The organism is Corallococcus sp. AB030, assembly GCF_003668965.1.
GTDB classification, from domain to species: Bacteria; Myxococcota; Myxococcia; order Myxococcales; family Myxococcaceae; genus Corallococcus; species Corallococcus exiguus.
In genome coordinates, this window is sequence record NZ_RAWQ01000006.1 from 69,454 (window position 1) to 86,887 (window position 17,434).

Genomic DNA, 17,434 nt, shown 5'->3' on the forward strand with positions numbered 1-17,434 from the left:
AGGCTTTCCCACACCCAGCGCGTCCTTGGAGTCCCTGTCGCCGTCCGACGCCAGGGGCCTACCGCTCCACGTCCTGGCCTGCCCGCGTCCCGGTGGATGCCCGGGCCCACCGCACGGCACACATCCCGGTAGGCAACGCCGCCGCCCGGGATGCCACCGCTCGCGCTACTTCACTTCGGCGCCGGGCGGTACGTCGCCCGGCTCCAGCAGGGACAGGTCCTTGCCGCCCGAGCCCGCCGTCAACAGCATGCCGCGCGACTCGATGCCCTTGAGCTTGCGCGGCTTCAGGTTCGCGACCACGACCACGCGCCGACCCACCAAAGCCTCGGGCGCGTACGCCTCCGCGATGCCGGACACGATGGTGCGCGGCGTGCCTTCACCCAGGTCCACGTCCAGCTTGAGCAGCTTGTCCGCGCCCTTCACCTTCTCCGCGGCCACGATGCGCCCCGCCTTCAGCACCACCTTGGCGAAGTCCGCGTACTCGATGTCGGCCGCGGGCGCGCCTTCCGCCGCCCCCGCTCCAGGGGACGCCTGCGTGGTGGGCACCGCTTCCGGACTCTTCACTTCCACGGGCTTCTTCTCCGTCTTCTTGTCCTTGCCGCCTGCCTTCGCGGGCTCGGCGGCCGGCGTCCCCGCGGGGACCTTGATGATGGCGTTGACGCGCTCCTCCTCCAGCCGGGGCAGCAGCGGCTCCGGCGTGCCCAGCGGGCGAGTGCGGTCCAACAGCGGATACTTCGCGGTGGCGAGCGCCTGGAACGTCAGCGGCTCCGCCCCCAGCTGCGCGAACAGCTTCTCCGACACGCGCGGCGTCACCGGCGCCAGCAGCGCGCCCAGCAGGTACGCCACGTCCGCCGCGTCCGACAGGTCCGCCCGCGCGGCCTCCGCGTCCTTCTTCACCAGCGCCCACGGCGCCGACGTCTGCAGGAACGCGTTCGCGGTGGAGGCAATCTCCGTGATGATCCGGATGGCGTTGCGGTACTCCAGCTTCTCGAACGCCTCGCGCACCTCCGGCACACGCGCCAGCGCGTCCTCCACCAGCTTGCGCCCCGGCCCTTCCGCGCGGCCCGGCGCGAGCTTCTTCTCCAGCGGCCCGGCCAGCAGCGACAGCGCGCGGTTGGCCAGATTGCCCACGTTGTTGACGAGTTCGCCGTTCACCCGGAGGCGGAAGTCCTTCAGGTTGAGGTCCAGGTCCTCCACGCCCGCGCCCAGGTTGGCCGCGTAGAAGTAGCGCAGGTAGCTGGGGTCCAGGAGCTCCAGGTAGTCACGCGCGGCCACCATGGTGCCGCGGCTCTTGCTCATCTTCTCCCCGTTCACGGTCAGGTGCCCGTGCACCTTGATCTCGTTGGGGATGTGGAACCCCGCGACGTTCAGCACCGCGGGCCAGAACAGCGCGTGGAAGTAGACGATGTCCTTGCCGATGAAGTGGACGATGCGCGTGGGCGCGTCCTTGCCCCAGTACGCGAGCGCGTCCGCGACGCGGCCCGACTCCTTCGCCCACTTCTCCGTCGTGGCGATGTACCCGATGGGCGCATCCAGCCAGACGTAGAAGAACTTGTCCGTCTCACCGGGAATCGCGAAGCCGAAGTACGGCCCGTCGCGGCTGATGTCCCAGTCCGCCAGGCCCTTCTCGAAGAAGCCCTGGAGCTGGGCGGCCAGGCCCGGGTGGATGAAGCCGGGGCGCTTGAGCACTTCCTGGAGGAAGTCCGCGTGCCGCGACAGCTTGAAGAACAGGTGCACGGAGTTGCGGCGAACCGGCGGCGTGCCACACAGCGCGCACTTCGGGTCGATGAGGTCCGTGGGGTTGTACGTCTTGCCGCACTTCTCGCAGGCGTCGCCGTACTGCTCCGTGGCCTTGCAGTTGGGACAGGTGCCCCGGATGAAGCGGTCCGGCAGGAAGCGCTTGTCCTTCTCGCAGTAGGTCTGCTCGATGTCGCGGCGGTCGATGTCGCCCGCGTCCTTCAAGCGCCCGTAGATGAGCTCCGCGTAGTGGCGGTTCTCCGGCGAGTTGGTGGAGTGGAAGTAGTCGAAGCGGATGTCGAAGTCGCGGAAGTCGCGCTGGTGCTCGTCGTGGAAGCGCGCGACGAACTGCTCCGGCGGGATGCCCTGCTTCGCGGCGTTGATTTCGATGGGCGTGCCGTGGGTGTCATCCGCGCAGAAGTAGACGACGTCCTGGCCGCACGAGCGCAGGAAGCGGACGTAGATGTCCGTCTGGATGTACTCGACAGCGTGGCCGAGGTGGATGGCGCCGTTCGCGTACGGAAGGGCGCTGGTGACGAGGGTTCTCTCCGCCATGGACTCTCCTGAGGGCGGCGGACCATAGCCGCTCGGGGATACGAGGTCATCGCCAACATGCAGGCCCGGGGCTGCAAGACGCGAAGATGGATGTTATCGACCGGACGCCATGTGCACCGTCCTGATCCTCCGTAACGCCCACCCCGAGTGGCCGCTGGTCCTCGCCGCCAACCGGGATGAGTTCTACGCGCGTCCGGCCCACGGGCCGAAGGTCCTCTCCAAGTCCCCCCGCGTGGTGGGCGGCCAGGACGTGGAGCGGGGCGGCACGTGGATGGGGGTCACCCACGAAGGGGTCGTCGTCGCCCTGACGAACCAGCGCGGCGCCCGGACCCTGGGCCTGGCCCCCCGCTCCCGGGGCGAGGTGGTGCTGCGCGCCCTGCAGGCCGGGTCGGTGGAGGCCATCGAGCGCTACCTCGGCACCCTGCCCGCCCCGGAGTTCCTGCCCTTCAACCTGCTCTACGGGGACGCGCGCACCCTGAGGGTGGCCTACGCGAGGCCGGGCCATGCGCACCTGCTGCACGAGGACGTCCCGGACGGCGTGCACGTGCTCCCCAACGACAGCCTGGACAACCTGGCCCTCCCCAAGGTGCGGCGGGCGCATGCCCTGGCGGAAGGCGTGGCGAAGCGCCCATGGCCGGAGCTGGTGACGGGGCTCCAGGCGGCCCTGGGCGACCATGCCCTGCCCCCCCGGGAGGCCGCGACGGGGCCACTCTCGGAGGACGGCCTGCCCGCGGACTTCCTCCAGCAGCTCCAGGCGCTGTGCATCCACACGGAAGAAGGCTACGGGACGCGCTCGTCCGCCATCGTCGCGCTCGGGCCCGGCCACGTGGGGCACTACCTGGCCACGGACAACGCCCCCTGCCAGGGCAACTGGCGGGACGTGACGGGCCTGCTCACGGCGCCCTGAGCGGCTCGCCGAGTCGTTAGTCCAGCCGCGCCCGCATCACCGCGTCACGGCCCGCGTCGTAGGTGGCTTCGAAGGCAGGGCCCCGGCCGGTGAAGGCCTCCACCGGGGGCATGGCCACGTCCACGCGGACCTCTCGCACGTCGCAGCCCAGGTCGGAGCGGTAGAAGGCCGGTTCGCCGGTGACGTTGATGGCGATGAGCCGCGCGCCCGGGAACAGCTGACACGCGTCATGGACGGGCGTCGCGGACACGCGGTCCGCGCCCGGATCGATTCGCTCCAGCGTCGCGTCCTTGAACAGGAGCGGATTGGACGCGCTCGCGGAGACGGCCTCCGCCAGCGAACCGCGTGTGACGGAGACGAGCCGGATGCCGCCCGCGAAGGGCTCCTGGTGGAAGGTGGCGAAGGGCACGGGGAGTTCCTCCACGCGCGCGCCCGCGTAGAAGGAATCCAGCACCTGTGCGAAGCGCTCATGGCTCAAGGGGGGCACCGTCGCCGCGCCACCCGCCGCGCCCAGCGCTCCCGCCGCCACGGCCGGTCCCAGCGCGCCGCCCGACACCAGCACCGCGAGCAGGCCCACCGCCGCGCCCACCGCGCCTCGCGTCGCGGCGACCTTGCGCGTCTGTTCCTCGTAGGCGGTGAAGAAGGAATGGTAGCGCTGGCGCAGGTTGGCTCCGGGCGCGGACGCGTAGAGGCCGCCCACCACCGCGCCCATGCTGTTGCCCACCACGCAGTCGATGGGCACGCCCCGGGCCACCAGCGCATCCAGCGCGCCCACGTGCGCGAGCCCCTTCGTGCCTCCCACCGACAGCACCACGCAGGTGCGCGGAGCGCGCGTGTCCCGGTGACACGACAGGGCCCCGGAAGCCACCACCACCGACAGCAACACCCACCCCAACCGCCGCCCCATGCATCCTCCCGCGTGCGAAGTCGGGCCACCCTACCCCGTTCCCGCGAGACAGACGCCATGGCTCCCAAAACACGACCGCCTCCGGGACAGGAGCCCCGGAGGCGGAAGGTGACCTTCACGAGGCCCGGCGTGGACTCACGCCGGACCTGTGCGAGGGACTAGTACGTGCCCTTGAGGGACACGCCGCTGTACGTCGAGTAGCCGCGGATCATGATGTACATCTTGCCCGCCGAGGCCTTCGCCGCCGCGCTGCACGTCTCCGCGTTGCCGGAGAGGTACGGACGGCAGTCGTAGGACGACGTCGTCGGGGCGGAGCCGAACTTGATGTACATGTCCGCGTCGCCCGTGCCGCCGCTCATCACGTAGGTGGACGCCTTGGAGGCCGGCAGGTCGAGGCAGTACAGGGTCTCGGAGCCGGAGGCGCCGGACAGGCCCGTCTTCGCGACACCGTTGGTCAGCGCGGTGCAGGTCGGGGGCGTCACAGTGCCACCCACGCCCACCGCTTCCCAGGCGGCCGTCACGGACGCCTGCTCGGCCGCGGTGTAGCCCAGGGCCGCGGCGGCCTGGACGGTCCACGTCTTCGCCTGAGCGAACGTGGTGCTCGCCGTGAAGAGGTTGGTGTTGGCGTAGTACCAGATGCGAGCGGCCTTCTCGACGCCGATGCCCGTCACCGTGGGACCACCCGTGCGGCGCGGGTGCACGCCACCCTTGGAGAGCAGCGCGAACGCCAGGTTCGGCACGCCCGAGCTGTAGTGCACGTCCGTGCTGGACGTCACGTTGGCCGCCCAGTCCTTGGACGCGCCATCCTTCGCCGGGTCATCCATGTAGCGCAGGGCGTCGTTCGCCGTGCCCGGCGTCCACACGTCCTCGCCCACCATCCAGATGGCCGCGGCCGTGCTCCAGCCGTTGACGCGGCTCTCGCAGACGGCGCCGAACGTGTCGGACATCGCCTCGTTGAGGCCACCGGACTGGCCGGAGTACGTGAGGTTGGACTCGTACTCCGTCACGGCGTGGGTCAGCTCGTGGACGGTGACGTCCGCGTCCTTGCCCAGCTCGATGGAGTTCACGCCGTCGCCGTCGCCGTACACCATCTGGGTGCCGTCCCAGTAGGCGTTCACGTAGTTGCGGCTGTAGTGCACCGTGCTGATGAGCGCCGTGCCCGCGTTGTTCAGCGAGTCGCGGTTGAAGAGCACCTTGTAGCAGTCGTAGGTGTAGCCCAGCATGTCGTAGTTCATGTCGACGTGCGAGTCACCGATGGCCGCCTGGCCCTCGCTGCGCTTGAGCGTGCCCGGGGTGCTGGTGCCGTTGTTCGCGCTGTAGACCTTGCGGTTGAGCGCGGTGTGGATCTCCGGAACGCGCAGCAGCGTGGCGCCGTTGAGCGCGTCCACATAGACGCGGTCGCGCAGCGGCATCAGCTCGCTCTCGCCCGTGACCCGCACCTCGAACGCCAGGCGCAGGCGGCCGTCCTCGGCCTTCACGTACACCAGGCGCGCGCCATCCGTGGCCAGGCCCGTGCCCTTCGTGTCGCGCAGCGCCGCCGTCTGGGCCGCCTCCGCGGCGACCAGCGGACGCGCGGACACGGTGCCACCGGCGCGCGCGGAACCGTTCGCACCGAAGATGGCGCCCGAGCTGTCCACGTGCACCACCAGCTCCTCGCCCACCACCGGCAGACCGTTCAGCGTCTGCGCGTAGCGGATGTGCGACGTGCCCTGCTCGTCCACGTTGATGCGGCGGACCTGCAGGTCGTTCGCGTTCAGGCGGAACAGCGACGCGATGGAGGGCAGCGACCCGGCGATGGCCGTGTGCACGTCCGCGGCCGCGAAGCCCGTCAGCGGGCGGTCCGCCTGGCCCAGGCGGCCCTGGATGGTGTGCGGCGTCCCATCCGCGTTGGTGCCGACAATCTGCGCGCCCGGAATCACGCTCAGGGCGTTCTGGACCTCGGCGACTTCATCCGGCTTCTGCTGATCCTTCTGCGTGTTGACGTCCGCGTCCCCGACGCCGCAAGCGACGAGGGGGAAGGCCAGCAGGGCTGAAACGAAACGGGTGCGAACCAAGGTACTGCCTCCTGCCCGGCGCAAAGGGGGTGGTCGCCGGGACAGCGCTCCTTTCAGCATTTGTCAGGCCAACTCATTAAGTCCGCGAAATGCCTCGCAGTACCGGAAGGCACTGAAAAACAGCTGGCACATCAGTGCCCAGTAAATCTTCTGTAATGTGGAAGCATTCGTTACGAGTCCTTCACAAAGGCCCGTTCTTGCTGGGCTTTTCGCCGTTCATGGGCCCCTGTCCTGAACCATGACAGTGCACACGGGGGGCGTCCTCTATTCGGACAATCCCAGGATGGCGGCTTTTTCTTGCTACGCAAAGCATAATCCCGAATTCGCGCGGCGTGCGTCAGCGCCACACGCCGAGCAGCACTCGCGCGCGCCCGTCCATGGGGAGCGCGGCCTCTTCCACCGTGGTGTAGCCGGCGTCGCGGGCCACGTCGGCCAGGTGCCGCATCCACGGTTTGTAGGGCATCCCATTGTCGGAGCAGCAAGGGACGACGGCGAAGCCCAGCCCGTGGCGCGCGGCGTACTCGATGATGATCCGCGTGGCGCCGTCCGGGTGCATGCCCACGACGAGCTCCGCCTCGCAGGGCTCCTCGAGCGTGAAGAGCCGCTGCGCGTACTTCACGGGCAGGTGCTTGTGGCGCAGGTCGAAGGTGGTGACCGTGCGGCCTCGCTGGGTGAGGGACTCGTTCAGCTTCCCCATGCCGCCGGCGATGTCATAGACGCGCAGGGCCTGGGGAAAGCGCGTGACGAGCAGGTCCGCGAAGAGGTCGAAGCGTCGCTTGTCCGCCATGGCGGCTCCTTCAGCCCGGGCCCCTTCAGGCGCGGGTGCACACCGTCCACAACAGCCGCTCGATGACGAGCTTCCCGCTGGCGGAGGACTTCAGGGCCAGGTCCGCGTCCGCGCACGCCACCAGGGCGTTGAGCAGCTCGCGGCGCTCGTAGCGGGCGGCGGCCTGCATGCCGAACGCGAGCGCCCACGCGTTGGGCGTCTTGCGCTTGGTGGCCTTCAGCTCGGCCTCCAGCTTGGGGAGGATGCGCGCCTCCACGTCGCGGCCGGTGCGCGGCGGTTGGCCGCCCGCGTACTTCTCCAACCAGGCGTGGTTCTCCAAGAGCGAGCGGACAATGGACGCCACCGCGCCCAACAGCTGCAGCGCGTGCGTGCCCTGCCCCATCGCGTCCTCGGCGTAGGAGAGCGCGTCGCGCAGCTCGCGCTTCTGGAGCGCCTCCGTCAGCTCGAAGAACTCCTCCTCGCGCGCGTGGTGCACCAGCAGCGCCACATGCTGCGCTTCGATGGTGGGCCCCTCCGCGTAGACGGCCAGCTTCTCCAGCTCCGACTGGAGCAGCCGGATGTTGCCGCCGATGCGCTCCTTCAGGCCCTCCAGCGCGCCCGGCCCCAGCTTCTTCTTGAAGGGGGCGAGGAACTCCCTGGAGATTTCACTGAGGTCCAGGTCCTTGTGGCGCGCGGCCACCTTGCGCTCGAAGAGGCGGCCCTTGTCCTGCGCGAACTTGAGCAGCGGGCTGCGCGAGTCCACGTCCGTGGCCGCGAGCACCAGCGCGTGCCCCGGCGGCACGCCCTTCTGGAGCAGCTCCAGGAGCGCGGACGCGTCACCTTCCGGGGCGCTGATGCGCTCGTCACGGCAGAAGGCCGCCGCCTCCTGGAGGAAGGACAGGTCCGCCTCCGCCAGGTCCACGTTGAGCTCGTCCTTCCACTGCTCCACCGAAGGCGCGCCGGGCACGCGGGGGTCCAGTTGATCCACGCCCCAGCCCGCACGGCCCGCGAGCGCCAACAGCCGCCGGGCGCCCTCCTTGCGCTTGCCCGCCTTCCACGCGTCGCGCGCCTTGGCCAGCGCGTCGCCCTTGCCCTTCTTGGGCGCGAGGAACTCCGGGTCGCGCACCAGCACCACCTTGCGCCCGGGGAACAGCGGCAGCGTGGCCAGCTCCTGCGCCACCTCGCGCGGGGAGGCCGCGTCCAGCACCGCGAGGTTCAGCCCCATGGAGGCGTCCGGCACCAGCGTCTTCACCAGCTCGTCGGCGCCCTTCCTGACCAGGAACTCCTCGCCCCACAGGAGGTACAGCGGCCAAACCTTGCCGCCCTTCACCTCCGCCAGCACCTCGTCCATGTCCGCGCTCATCGGCCCTCCACGCACAGTTCGATGAGCAGCCGCTCCAGCTGCAACCGGGGCGCGCCGTTGCGCGAACCGATGGCCGTGCGCGCTGACTCCAGCAGCGAATGCCGCCGGTGCAGCGCGGCCTCCGACGTGCGCTTCGCCGCGTCCTCCGCCAGCGCCGTCATGTCGCGGTTCGCCAGCGAGTCCAGCGCCCCGGCCTTCGCGAGCGCCACGTCCCGCGTCCACAGGATGAGCAGCTCCAGCGCCGTGTCCGCGTCCTCGCGCGAGCCGCCGTGCGCCTCCGCGAAGCGCAGGAGGGCCGGGATGTCGTTGCCGCTCAGGGCTTCAAAGGCGGTGAGGACGTCCTTGCGCTCCTTCAGCGCTTTCACGTCCAGCGCGAGCGCGCGGCCCAGGCTGCCTCCGGACATCACCGCGGCCAGGGCGGCGGTGTCCGCGTCCAGCTTGCGCTCCTGCTGCACGTGCCGTGCGACCAGGTCCACGGGCAGCGGACCGAAGTACACCTTGCTGCAGCGGCTGCGGATGGTGGGCAGCAGCCGGTCCATGGCGCTCGCCACCAGGATGAGGGTGGTCTCCGCGGGCGGCTCCTCCAGCGTCTTGAGGAACGCGTTCTGCGCCTGGACGTTCATCTGCTCCGTGCTGACCAGGATGGCCACCTTGCGCTTGGACTCCAGGCCGCGCAGCGCCAGTCGCTCCTGGAGCTGGCGAATCTGCTCCACGCGCAGCTCGCGGCTGGGCGTGCCGGTGAAGTCGGAGCGGCCCGCGAGTCCTCGCGACACGCGCTCGTCGTCCGGCATCACCCAGGTGACGTCCGGGTGCAGCCCCTTGGCCAGGCGCACGCAGCTGGCGCACTTGCCACAGCCCACCTCCGGGGCCTCCGGGCACGTGAGGGCCTGGGCCAGGCCCACCGCGGCCAGCTCCTTGCCCACCCCTTCGGGCCCGGCGAACAGGTAGGCGTGATGCACCGAGCCAGACCGCAAGGCGGATTGGAGCGCGTCCATCGCGCGGGGCTGTCCCTGCACCGAGGCAAGCGTCATGGGGGGCGTGTATCCCCGCTCGCCGCCCACCCGTCAACCGCCACCTTGACCCGTGCGCGCGCCCCCGGTCTGATTCACCGGACGTGTTGAACTTCCTCGAAGGCCACCTCCCCCTGCTGGCGGGCTCCATCCTGACGGTGCTCCTGCTGGGCATCCAACGGACCACCCGCGACCCGGACCTGCGCGACGACCTGCGGGGCGCGGTGCGGATGCTGCTCGCCTTCCTGGTGCTGCGGCTGGCGGCGCGCCTGCTGCCAGAGGCCTCGACGCCGGAGGGCCTGCACAAGTTCGTGAACGTGGGCTGGATGCTCACGTTCGCCTACGGCGTCATCCGGGCCGCGGTGGCGTTCGCGCTGAAGCTGGTGCGGATGCGCTCGCCGGTGACGACGCCGAAGATTCTCCGCGACGTCATCGACTTCACGCTGTACGCGCTCGCCACCGTCCCCATCCTCCAGAGCCAGCTCAACCTGGACCTGGCGGGCCTGGTCGCCTCCACCGCGGTGCTGACGGTGGTCATCGGTCTGGCGCTCCAGGAGACGCTGGGCAACCTCTTCGCGGGCCTGTCGCTGCAGTTGGACAGGCCGTTCGAGGTGGGCGACTTCATCCGCATTGGCGAGCACACCGGGCGGGTGGTGCACATCGGGTGGCGCTCCATCCGCATCGCCAACTTCCGGCGTGAGGTCATCACCCTGCCCAACAGCATGGTGGGCAAGGAGCACGTGAAGAACTTCACCCAGCACCGCGAGCCCGTGGGCATCGAGGTGCAGGTGGGCGTGTCGCTGGACGCGCCGCCCAACCAGGTGAAGAAGGCGCTGCTGGAGGTGGCCCGGGAGATTCCCCAGATCCTGGTGCAGCCGCCGCCCATCGCGCGCACGGTGGGCTTCACGGAGTCCAACACGCAGTACATGGTGCGCGTGTTCCTCAATGACTTCGCGCTGTCGGACAGCGTGAAGGAGGAGCTGCACACGCGGCTGTGGTACCGGCTGCGCCGCGAGGGCATGGAGCTGCCCCACGCCCAGCGCACGGTGACGCTGCGCCGCGAGACGAAGCACCGCCGCCGCGAGCTGGCGGACGAAACCGTGCGCGACCTCTTGCGCCAGGTGGACCTCTTCGCGCCGCTGGGCCCGGAGGAGCTGGAGCGCCTGCAGTGCGAGGTGGTGGTGCGCCGCTTCGGCCGCAACGAGCGCATCATCCAGGAGGGCGACCAGGGCGGGACCTTCTACGTCGTGGCCTCCGGCGAGGTCAGCGTGCGCGCCGGCACGCTCCAGTCCGAAATCACGAGGCTGGGGCCGGGCCAGTACATCGGGGAGATGTCCCTGCTCACCGGCGAGCCCCGCGCCGCCACGGTGGTGGCGCTCCAGGACTCCGTGCTGATGGAGCTGGACCGGCCCACCTTCGCGCGGCTGTTCTCCGACTACCCGGGCCTCGCCCGGCAGCTCTCCGCGCTCCTCGCCCAACGCCGCACCCAGCTGCGCGCCGTGGCCCAGGCCGCGGGCGGCGGGCCGGACCATTCACCCGAGGCGGGCCGCATCCTCGGAAGGCTGCGGTCGCTCTTCGGCCTCACGCACGAATAGGGTTCAAGCGAACCTGATACCGCCTCACCCGCCTCCGGAACCGGTGGCTGCTTCGATGGTGTCCGCGGCCTCCACCCGGAGGCGCTCCTCCGGGGTGAACGAGTCGAACAGCAGCCGCTGCACCGCGGCCTGACGCCGGGCAGGGTCCGGCTCGCTCTGGCCCAGCGCCTCGCGCTTCGCGCGGAAGTCCGCCAGCCGCTGCTTCCACTGCGCGCGCTCCGCGTCCAGCGACTCCAGCCGCCCGGTGGCCTCTGGCCCCACGGTGGACAGCCGGTGCTGGTGCAGGTCCTCCGCCGTCGCGCCCGCCGCCAGCAGCTCCTGCTCCACGGCCTGCTGCCGCAACGGGCGCACGGCCTCCTCGCGGCTGGCGCGCACGTCCGGGGGCAGCCGCTCCTCCAGCGCCGACATGCGCTGCTCGCGCTCCTCCTTCGTCAGCGACGCGTCCTTCATCAGCTTCAGCCGCTCCACGGCGACGGCGTCCACCGCCTCCTCCTGCCCGAAGAGGCCGTCGGCTGCGCCGCCCAGGTGCTCCCGGCGTAGCTTGCGCAGGGACTCCAGGCGTTCGGCGGTGTCCATCGTGGCCACGGAGCCCTTCGACCCCAGGCCCCGCGCTGCCTCCAGATAGGCCAGGTAGTCGTCCAGCACCTGCACCGCTTCGTCCAGGGCGGCGGCAGGCAGCTTCTTCGCCCGCAGGGCCGCGAGGATGCGCTCGCGGATGAGCGACGCGGACTCTTCGCCAGTGGCGGACAGGTAGTAGTTGAAGAGCCGGCGCAGGTCCGCGTTCGGCACCAGGTGCCCGGACGCATCCACCAGCACCGCGCCATCCTCCTCCGTGTCCTTGAGCGAACCGGGCAGTGGCGGCAGCGGCGCGCCAGCCTGCGAGTCCGGGCTCGCCGTCACGACGGCACCGGGAACGGCGGGAGACGCCCCCTGCGGCCGCGACCCCTGCGCGACGGGAACGGCGGACGGCGTTACAGCGGGTCCGGGCGCGTCCTCCGCCCGGACCTTCCACCACGAGAAGACGCCGGCACCCAGGAGGGCGCACAGCGCGACCACGAGAATGACGGCGCGGCGCTTCATGGCGGGGCACTCCTAGGGGGATTACAGGCCCGCGGTCTTCAGGCGGTTCGCCTGGGTGCGGAACACGGACTTCGGGTCGGTGAAGAACGCGGTGAGGCCCAGCACCTGGTTCACTTCGTCCAGGTGGTTCATGTCGTAGTTGTCGCGGATGACCGTGCCGAAGCGCGAGCTGCAGCGGCCCACGAGGCCGTCGTTGGACTCGCTGTAGAAGAAGGACGACAGCTTCAGGGCGTAGTCAGACGCGTCGAAGACGTTGGTGAAGGGATCCGTGCCGGACCAGGAATAGTAGCGCTGCCCCTGCGTGCCCGTCGCCGCGCCAGTGCCGCACGAGGAGGTGGGCAGACCCGCCGGGTACTTCGCGTTGTACGTGGCCGCGCCCGAAGCGGACAGCGCCGTCAGCGCGCCAATCGCGTCCTGGGACTGCGTGTGGCCGGACAGCAGGCCCAGCACCAGGCCCAGGTTGTTCGCGAAGTACGACAGCACGCCCTCCGTGAACGAACCGCCCTTGATGTTCGAGCGCAGGTAGGTGGCCAGGTCCGCGCCCTTGTGCGGCGTGCCCACCGTCGTCACGGACGCCACCAGGTCCGGCCGCACCGCCGCCACGTAGCGCACGTCCAGGCCGCCGTGGCTGTGGCCAATCAGGTTCACCTTCTTCGCGCCCGAACGCGCGAGCACGTCCTGCACCTGCGCCAGCAGCGCCTCGCCGCGCGCCTCGCTCGTGTTGAACTGCGGAACGTGCGTGATGTAGACCTTCGAGCCGCCCGACTTCAGCGTCGACTCGATGCCGTAGAAGTAGTCGAGCACCCCGAACAGCGAATCAAAACCCGCCATGCCGTGCGCCAGCACGATGGGGTACTTCGTCTGCGTGTACGTATCCGCGGCGCGAGCGGGCTGCGCCCAGAGGGCAAGAACCGCGACAGTCAGAACGAGGGTCCGGACGGCGTTTCGCATACAGGCTCCTGATTGGGGAGGGCGGATCATCGAAGGGATTGACCCGCGAATCAGCCCATAAAGCGAGGCTCTGATAAAAATCAAGCCAACCTCAGAATTAACTGAAAAGCGTGTCAGCTCCGGGTCAGGACAGACGCATGTGTTTGTTCCCCTTCCCCTCTGCGACCCGCTGCGTCATAAATCGAGACGCACCGCATAATCGCAAATCAACGCAATGCATTACGACTTCAGCGCCCCGCGTCGGAGTGGCAGCATGCGGGTCCTTCCCGAGGAGCACGCGCTTGGACACCGCCGCGTATCAGGCCTTCACCGTGGAATTGACGCGCAGGGCTGACGCGGACGGCCGTTTCCGAGGGCTCGTGGCGCTGGGCTCGATGGCGGCGCGCGACTACGCGCCGGATGACTTCAGCGACCATGACTTCTTCGTCGTCGCATGGCCCGGACACGCTGAAACATTGAGACAGGAGCGCGGCTGGCTGCCCCATGCGGAGGACGTGGCGCTGGCGTTCCGCGAGACGGCGCATGGCCTCAAGGTCGTGTACCGCGACGGGCACCTGCTGGAGTTCGCGGTGTTCGACCTGGAGGAGCTGGCGTTCGCGCGCGTCAACCGCTACCGCGTGCTGCTGGACAAGGGCGGCGTGACGGAGCGCATGGACGAGCGCGCGCGGGACACGGCGGAGGAGCTCCAGCGCACGGCCCCGGACGACGCGTGGCTCTTCGGACAGTGGCTCACGCAGGTGCTGGTGGGCGTGGGCCGCCACGCGCGCGGCGAAGGGCTCAGCGGACGCTCGCGGCTCTACGAAGCGGTGCGCCTGTTCTGCCTGCTGCTCGCGCGCCATGTCCCCGCCCCTGCTGCTTCGCTGCTGGACGGGTTGGATCCGGTGCGGCGCGTGGAGCGCGTGTATCCGGAGACCGGCGGTGAGCTGGCGCGAGCTTTGGAAGGCGATACGCCGGGCCTCGCGCGCACGCTCCTGCGGCTGGCTGAACGCGAGCTGTCCCACGTGCCCGCGTACCCGCGCGACGGAGTGGCCGCCGTGCGGGCGCGAATCGAAGCGGCGCACCGGTAGGCGCGCGGTCGCCTCAGGCGCGGGCGGAGTCCGGTTCCCGGGCGTTGTGCGCGATGACGAGCACCCGTTCAGGATTCGGCTGCCGGCGCGCCCAGTCCAGGAGCGAGGTGAAGGCATCCGGCGCGGGGGCGGCCGTGGCCAGGACCATGCGCGGCTGGTGTTCGAAGAACAGGTCCTCCGCGCCCAGGTTCTGGGCTCCCCACGTGCGCCAGCCGGGCACCGACGTGCCGGGCGCGGGCTGCAGGCCGGTGACGGTGAAGCCACCGGCCATGAAGACGCGCGTCAGGCCCACCAGCGTCGCGCCCGTGCCGAAGCCACACACCACGTGCCGCACCGTGGGGAAGCGCTCGCGCACCTGCGCGCGCAGCCCCGACGCCCAGGCCTCCACGCACGCGACCATCGCTCGATTGGTGAGCTGCCGGGGCCAGCTCCAGCCCTCGCGCTCCAGGGACTGGGCCTGGTGGAACATGTCCGCCATCGAGTCCACCTGGCGCACCTGCCCCTGGAAGCCGTTGGCGCGCAGGTACGTCGCGCCCGCCGTGTCCGTCAGGGCCACCGTGGGCAGGCCCCGCTCGCGGCCCAGGAGGTCCAGCGCCAGCGCGCTCGACGCGCCGGACAGCTCCACCAGCCCGCGCGAGCCCGGCGGCATCGCGGCCAGGTAGCGCGCGAAGGTGAGGTACTTGAGGCTGCCGGACGGCTGCGCCCCACCCCACAGCACCACCGGGCCGCCCGCACGAGGACGCGACAGGGAAAACACTCCACGCATGGCCGCCCCCATGGCGCGCACCCACACTCCGCGCCCGACACGTGCCGGAGTCTTCCGGAGGCAGCCCCCCCTCGGCCATTGCCCCCGGGGAGGAAGGGATGTCCTGCGTGGGACGGCGCAAGTCCCTGCAAGCACGTGGCGGGCGGTTATGCTCCGCGCCCATGTCTCAAGCCCCGCGCGTCCGCATCCTGCTGTCGGAGACGTACAACCCCTGGTTCAACCTGGCGACCGAGGACTGGATCTTCCGCGAGTTGGATCCCTCCACCCAGACGCTCTTCCTCTGGCGCAACGACAACACGGTCGTCATCGGCCGCAACCAGAACCCGTGGTCCGAGTGCAACCTCGCGCGCATGGAGGAGGACAAGGTCTTCCTCGCGCGGCGCACCAGCGGCGGCGGCGCGGTGTTCCACGACCTGGGCAACACCTGCTTCACGTTCCTGTCCGCGAAGGAGGGCTACGACAAGACGGCGAACGTCCGCATCCTGCTGGACGCGCTGTCCCGGCTGGGCGTGACGGCGCAGGCGTCCGGGCGCAACGACCTGGTGATTCCGCTGGAGGACGGCCCCCGGAAGATCAGCGGCAGCGCATACCGTGAGACGAAGGACCGCGCCTTCCATCACGGCACCTTCCTCATCCACGCCAACCTGTCGCGGTTGGCCAACTACCTCACGCCGCACCCGAAGAAGCTGGAGTCCAAGGGCAGCGCGTCGGTGCGCTCGCGCGTGATGAACATCCGCGACCTCCAGCCGGAGACCTCCCATGAGTCGCTGGTGAAGGCGATGATCGGCGCCTTCTGCGACTTCCACGGCGCCACCGCGGAGCCGGAGCTGCTGGAGCCCTCGTTCCTGGAGAGCCAGCCGTCGCTCAAGCGCACCTTCGATCACTACGCGTCGTGGGACTGGCGCTTCGGCAACGCGCCCCGCTTCAGCCACCAGATGGTGGAGTACCTGTCGTGGGGCTTCTTCGAGGTCCACGTCGACACGGAGAACGGACACATCACCCGCGCGCAGGTCTTCTCGGATGCGCTCTACCCGGACCTCGTGCAGGACCTGCAGGCGGAGCTCACCGGCAAGCCGCACAGCCGCGACGGGATGCAGCAGGCCGTCGCCGAGGTCCGCGCCCGCCACCCCTCGCAGGAGCGCGAGCTGGCGGAGCTGGAGACGTGGCTGATGGGCCAGGTCGAGGTCTGACCCGGCCCATCCGCCGTCACTTCACTCAGCGATGGCCACCACCGCCGTGGCCACCGCCGGAACCGCCACCCCAGCCGCTGCCACCGCCGCGGCTGCTGGAGCCGTGAGACGAGCCGCCGCTGGAGCCGCGCGAGGAGGAGGAACCACCGCCGCGACCGGAGCTGCCGCCACCCCAGCCGCCGCTGTTGCTGCTGGAGGACCCGCCGCTGGTCTGCTGGACGCGGCCGGAGCTGCCGCCGCCCCACCCGCCGCCGTTGCTGGACGAGGAGCGTCCCCCGCCACCCGACGACGGACGCCCGGGGCTGGAGCTGGAGCCACCACCCGACGACGGACGCCCGGGGCTGGAGCCGCCATTCCAACCGCCGGAGCCACCGCTGGACTGGTGCGCGCCGCCACCCGACGACGGGCGCCCGGGGTTGGAGCCGCCACCCCAACCGCCGCTGGACTGGTGCGAGCCGCCGCTCGTGCCGTTCCCACCGGGAGGAGGATTGCGCGTACCACCCCAGCCACCGCTGTTGCCGCTGTTGCCGTTGTTCGACGAGTGGACGCCGCTGCCCTGCGGACGGTAGGGCCCGGGACGGCTGTTGCCCCGGCCACCGTTGGACGAGTAACGCCCGGGCGACGCGTCATGCGAGCGCGGGCTGTTGTACCGGTACGGCCCCGGGCGCGAGTAGTGGTAGCGCCCCGGGCGGTAACGGCTGTGCCCGTAGTCGTAGTAGCGCCACGACACGCCCGGATACCGGTACCACGAGCGCAGGAACAGGTTCGGACGGCCGAAGGAGAACGAGATGTGCGCGTGGCGGTAGACCGGCACGACGACGCGCACCGAGCCGTTGTAGCCCCACCCGCCGCCCACGAACGCCCAGGACGGGCCGCGGCGCACCCAGTGCGGCGACACGAACACCAGGCCCGGACGCGGCGGCTCCATCCAGGAGCCGGAGACCCACTCGTAGCCGTTGGCGCCCCAGTACCAGTAGCCCGGAGCCCACGTGTAGCCCACGGACGGCGCGGGGGGCGGCGACTCCACGCGCAGGGCCGGAGGCGCCTGGGTGGCCGTCACGTCCTCGCTGGCGACCTCCACGGGGATCTCCACCTCGGTGGAGCCCTCCTGGGCCCAGCCGCCGGACACCCAGCGCCAGACGTCGTCGTCCTGCGCCCAGTAGCCGTTGACGTACTGGTAGCCGGGCATGCGCTCCACCCAGCCGCCGGACTTGAACTGCCAGCTGTCGCCGTCCCAGTACCAGTGCCCGGACGTCCAGACCGCGCCGGCATAGGGCCGGGGGGTCGGTGACTCGGCGGGCAGGTCAGGGGGCGGAGAGGGCGCGATGGGCCCGGAATCATCCGCGTTGGACTGCTGGGCGTATCCGTCATCACCCCAGTCATCCGCTGCGACCGGCGAGGTCTGCGCGAACGCCCCCTGGGTCGCCAGGCCGACAATCAAACCCATCCACCATCGAGAACCCATGACTCCGTCTCCGATCTCCAG

14 protein-coding genes are annotated in these 17,434 nt (G+C 70.4%); 4 read left to right on the forward strand and 10 right to left on the reverse strand.

Annotated features, from left to right (window positions below; all coding sequences use genetic code 11):
* Positions 1 to 165: 165 nt before the first annotated feature.
* The gene (gene metG, locus D7Y15_RS02995) at positions 166 to 2,292 is read right to left on the reverse strand and encodes a methionine--tRNA ligase (RefSeq protein WP_121751640.1); all 2,127 of its coding nucleotides are present in this window, start codon (positions 2,290 to 2,292) and stop codon (positions 166 to 168) included.
* A gap of 109 nt (positions 2,293 to 2,401) precedes the next feature.
* Between metG and D7Y15_RS03000 the strand changes: the two genes are divergently transcribed.
* Positions 2,402 to 3,199: an NRDE family protein gene (locus D7Y15_RS03000; RefSeq protein ID WP_120578089.1), complete on the forward strand. Its 798-nt coding sequence runs from the start codon at positions 2,402 to 2,404 to the stop codon at positions 3,197 to 3,199.
* Positions 3,200 to 3,215: 16 nt separating this feature from the next.
* Here D7Y15_RS03000 and D7Y15_RS03005 read toward each other — a convergent pair whose 3' ends face one another.
* From D7Y15_RS03005 to holB, 5 genes are all read right to left on the reverse strand, one after another.
* On the reverse strand, positions 3,216 to 4,106 hold the full coding sequence (locus D7Y15_RS03005; RefSeq protein WP_121751641.1) for a patatin-like phospholipase family protein: 891 nt from the start codon (positions 4,104 to 4,106) through the stop codon (positions 3,216 to 3,218).
* Between the two features lie 158 nt (positions 4,107 to 4,264).
* On the reverse strand, positions 4,265 to 6,160 hold the full coding sequence (locus D7Y15_RS03010) for a M4 family metallopeptidase (protein ID WP_121751642.1): 1,896 nt from the start codon (positions 6,158 to 6,160) through the stop codon (positions 4,265 to 4,267).
* A 337-nt stretch (positions 6,161 to 6,497) separates the two neighbouring features.
* Positions 6,498 to 6,947 carry a hypothetical protein gene (locus D7Y15_RS03015; protein WP_120568058.1) on the reverse strand — a complete coding sequence of 150 codons (450 nt, stop codon included), beginning with the start codon at positions 6,945 to 6,947 and terminating at the stop codon, positions 6,498 to 6,500.
* A gap of 25 nt (positions 6,948 to 6,972) precedes the next feature.
* Entirely contained in the window at positions 6,973 to 8,289 is a 1,317-nt protein-coding gene (gene holA, locus D7Y15_RS03020) for a DNA polymerase III subunit delta (RefSeq protein WP_121751643.1), read from the reverse strand.
* Complete coding sequence (gene holB, locus D7Y15_RS03025; RefSeq protein WP_121751644.1) at positions 8,286 to 9,320, reverse strand: DNA polymerase III subunit delta'; 1,035 nt, start codon at positions 9,318 to 9,320, stop codon at positions 8,286 to 8,288. Before holB ends, holA begins: the two co-directional genes overlap by 4 nt.
* A gap of 83 nt (positions 9,321 to 9,403) precedes the next feature.
* Between holB and D7Y15_RS03030 the strand changes: the two genes are divergently transcribed.
* Positions 9,404 to 10,894, forward strand: coding sequence for a mechanosensitive ion channel family protein (locus tag D7Y15_RS03030; protein ID WP_120578084.1), 1,491 nt, complete (start codon positions 9,404 to 9,406; stop codon positions 10,892 to 10,894).
* A 24-nt stretch (positions 10,895 to 10,918) separates the two neighbouring features.
* On the opposite strand, the gene D7Y15_RS03035 is transcribed toward D7Y15_RS03030, so the two are convergent.
* A complete protein-coding gene (locus D7Y15_RS03035; protein ID WP_121751645.1) occupies positions 10,919 to 11,974 on the reverse strand; it encodes a lipase secretion chaperone in 1,056 nt (351 codons plus the stop codon).
* A 21-nt stretch (positions 11,975 to 11,995) separates the two neighbouring features.
* On the reverse strand, positions 11,996 to 12,925 hold the full coding sequence (locus tag D7Y15_RS03040) for a triacylglycerol lipase (RefSeq protein ID WP_120578082.1): 930 nt from the start codon (positions 12,923 to 12,925) through the stop codon (positions 11,996 to 11,998).
* 281 nt (positions 12,926 to 13,206) lie between these two features.
* Between D7Y15_RS03040 and D7Y15_RS03045 the strand changes: the two genes are divergently transcribed.
* Positions 13,207 to 13,992, forward strand: a complete 786-nt coding sequence (locus tag D7Y15_RS03045) for a hypothetical protein (protein ID WP_121751646.1) — start codon at positions 13,207 to 13,209, stop codon at positions 13,990 to 13,992.
* Between the two features lie 13 nt (positions 13,993 to 14,005).
* On the opposite strand, the gene D7Y15_RS03050 is transcribed toward D7Y15_RS03045, so the two are convergent.
* Positions 14,006 to 14,758 (reverse strand): pyridoxal-phosphate dependent enzyme, encoded by a 753-nt coding sequence (locus D7Y15_RS03050; RefSeq protein ID WP_121751663.1) that lies wholly within the window; start codon positions 14,756 to 14,758, stop codon positions 14,006 to 14,008.
* A 161-nt stretch (positions 14,759 to 14,919) separates the two neighbouring features.
* Here D7Y15_RS03050 and D7Y15_RS03055 point away from each other — a divergent pair, with 161 nt between their 5' ends.
* Positions 14,920 to 15,948 carry a lipoate--protein ligase gene (locus D7Y15_RS03055; RefSeq protein ID WP_121751647.1) on the forward strand — a complete coding sequence of 343 codons (1,029 nt, stop codon included), beginning with the start codon at positions 14,920 to 14,922 and terminating at the stop codon, positions 15,946 to 15,948.
* Positions 15,949 to 15,973: 25 nt separating this feature from the next.
* Here D7Y15_RS03055 and D7Y15_RS45535 read toward each other — a convergent pair whose 3' ends face one another.
* Positions 15,974 to 17,413 (reverse strand): hypothetical protein, encoded by a 1,440-nt coding sequence (locus D7Y15_RS45535; protein ID WP_233604811.1) that lies wholly within the window; start codon positions 17,411 to 17,413, stop codon positions 15,974 to 15,976.
* Between the last annotated feature and the right edge of the window lie 21 nt (positions 17,414 to 17,434).

Excerpts from the sequence above, each read along its gene's own strand:
- metG (WP_121751640.1), bottom strand. The coding sequence starts at position 2,292 with ATGGCGGAGAGAACCCTCGTCACCAGCGCCCTTCCGTACGCGAACGGC.
- D7Y15_RS03000 (WP_120578089.1), top strand. The coding sequence starts at position 2,402 with ATGTGCACCGTCCTGATCCTCCGTAACGCCCACCCCGAGTGGCCGCTG.
- D7Y15_RS03005 (WP_121751641.1), bottom strand. The coding sequence starts at position 4,106 with ATGGGGCGGCGGTTGGGGTGGGTGTTGCTGTCGGTGGTGGTGGCTTCC.
- D7Y15_RS03015 (WP_120568058.1), bottom strand. The coding sequence starts at position 6,947 with ATGGCGGACAAGCGACGCTTCGACCTCTTCGCGGACCTGCTCGTCACG.
- holA (WP_121751643.1), bottom strand. The coding sequence starts at position 8,289 with ATGAGCGCGGACATGGACGAGGTGCTGGCGGAGGTGAAGGGCGGCAAG.
- holB (WP_121751644.1), bottom strand. The coding sequence starts at position 9,320 with ATGACGCTTGCCTCGGTGCAGGGACAGCCCCGCGCGATGGACGCGCTC.
- D7Y15_RS03035 (WP_121751645.1), bottom strand. The coding sequence starts at position 11,974 with ATGAAGCGCCGCGCCGTCATTCTCGTGGTCGCGCTGTGCGCCCTCCTG.
- D7Y15_RS03040 (WP_120578082.1), bottom strand. The coding sequence starts at position 12,925 with ATGCGAAACGCCGTCCGGACCCTCGTTCTGACTGTCGCGGTTCTTGCC.
- D7Y15_RS03050 (WP_121751663.1), bottom strand. The coding sequence starts at position 14,758 with ATGCGTGGAGTGTTTTCCCTGTCGCGTCCTCGTGCGGGCGGCCCGGTG.
- D7Y15_RS03055 (WP_121751647.1), top strand. The coding sequence starts at position 14,920 with ATGTCTCAAGCCCCGCGCGTCCGCATCCTGCTGTCGGAGACGTACAAC.
- D7Y15_RS45535 (WP_233604811.1), bottom strand. The coding sequence starts at position 17,413 with ATGGGTTCTCGATGGTGGATGGGTTTGATTGTCGGCCTGGCGACCCAG.